The 1470-nt window shown below is 66.1% G+C and carries 2 protein-coding genes; one reads left to right on the top strand and one right to left on the bottom strand.

The genetic code is table 11. The annotated features are described in order from the left end of the window. A partial coding sequence (locus tag ACGF5C_RS34530; RefSeq protein ID WP_393308584.1) for a GNAT family N-acetyltransferase occupies nucleotides 1-541 on the top strand: 541 nt, incomplete at its 5' end. Here the strand turns inward: ACGF5C_RS34530 and ACGF5C_RS34525 are convergent. Continuing rightward, the coding region (locus tag ACGF5C_RS34525; protein ID WP_393308582.1) for an AMP-binding protein at nucleotides 495-1470 on the bottom strand (976 nt) is incomplete at its 5' end. The two genes, ACGF5C_RS34530 and ACGF5C_RS34525, sit on opposite strands and share 47 nt — an antisense overlap.

Raw genomic sequence — 1470 nt, 5'->3', positions numbered from 1 at the left:
ATGGCAGCCCGAGGACGTGACGGCGCGATGGCGAGCGATCACGGCGTCTTTCGATCATCTGTGTCCATGGTGGGGCGACAGTCTGATCGAACTGACAACGCTCGCCGGTCAGCGCGCTCATATCGAGCAGATCGCACGCTGGCCCGACAATGGCGGATCTTTCCGCTACGGCGTCTTCGACGGCGACAACACCGTGCTCGGGGGTGTCGACTTGCACGACAGGGTCGGTTGCCGGGCAATCGAACTCGGCTACTGGTGCCATATCGCCCACACCGGTCGCGGTGTGATCACCCGCGCCTCGGCAGCCCTGACCGAGACCGCGCTCCGCCTTCCCGGCATCGATCGGGTCGAAATCCACTGCGACGCAGCCAACACTCGCAGCGCCGCCGTCGCCCGTAGGCTCGGATTTCACCTCGACCGGACCGAACGGCGCGATAAGGCCGCCCCCAACGACTCCGGCCACATGATGTTTTGGATCCGGCACTCGTCGGGGCTCACGTCGTCCGCATGTCCAGCATCTTCGCCCGGACCTCGTTCTTGAGGATCTTGCCCACCTTCGAGCGAGGCAGCTCATTCCAGATCTCGATGTCCTTGGGCGCCTTCACACTTCCGATCCGTTGCTTGACGAAGGCTATGATGTCGTCGCCTGCGGTGTCGTGGCCGGCGCGGAGTTCGATTGCGGCGGTGACGCGTTCGCCCCACTTGGCATCGGGGAGGCCGACCACCGCCGAATCCTTGACCGCCGGATGTGCCGACAGGGCCTGCTCCACTTCCGCCGAATAGACGTTGAACCCGCCGGTGATGATCATGTCCTTCGCGCGGTCGACCACGAACAGGAAGCCGGCGTCGTCCAGATAACCGATATCACCCGTGTGATGCCATCCGAAGGCGCTGACCTCCGCTGTCGCCGTGGGGTTTTCGTGATAGCCGTCCATCACCAGCGGTCCGCGGACGACGATCTCGCCGCGCTCTCCGCGCGGAAGCAGTGTGCCCGCCGCGTCCATGATGGCGACGGTGGTCAATGGCGTCGGCCGGCCCGCCGACGTGAGACGCTCGGTCGCCACCGATCCGTCCGGGCGGAAGTGGTCGGCCGGTGCCAGCGTGGCGATCATGTTCGGGGCCTCGGTCTGCCCAAACAGCTGACCGAGAACGGGTCCGATCCGATGCAGGGCCTCTTCGAGCCGGGTCGGCGACATGGGAGCCGCGCCGTACCACAGACAGCGCAGTGATCCGAGGTCGCGGCTGTCGAGGTCGGGATGGTCGAGGACGCCGTAGACAACGGTCGGCGGGAGGAAGGCGTGGGTTATGCGGTGCCGCTCGATCGACGCGAGGAATTCGCCGATGTCGGGCGCCGGCATGATCACGACTTCGCCGCCGAGGCTCAGGATCGGAAAGGTCAGCACACCGGCGGAATGCGTCAACGGCGCGAGCGCGAGGTAGCGCGGCCGGTCGCCGAACGGGTAGCTCATC

Origin of the sequence: Micromonospora sp. NPDC047620 (assembly GCF_043205005.1) — a bacterium.
Classification (GTDB): domain Bacteria; phylum Actinomycetota; class Actinomycetes; order Mycobacteriales; family Micromonosporaceae; genus Micromonospora.
The sequence above is the reverse complement of the archived record's forward strand: the minus strand, read 5'-3'. Positions and strand labels throughout refer to the sequence as shown.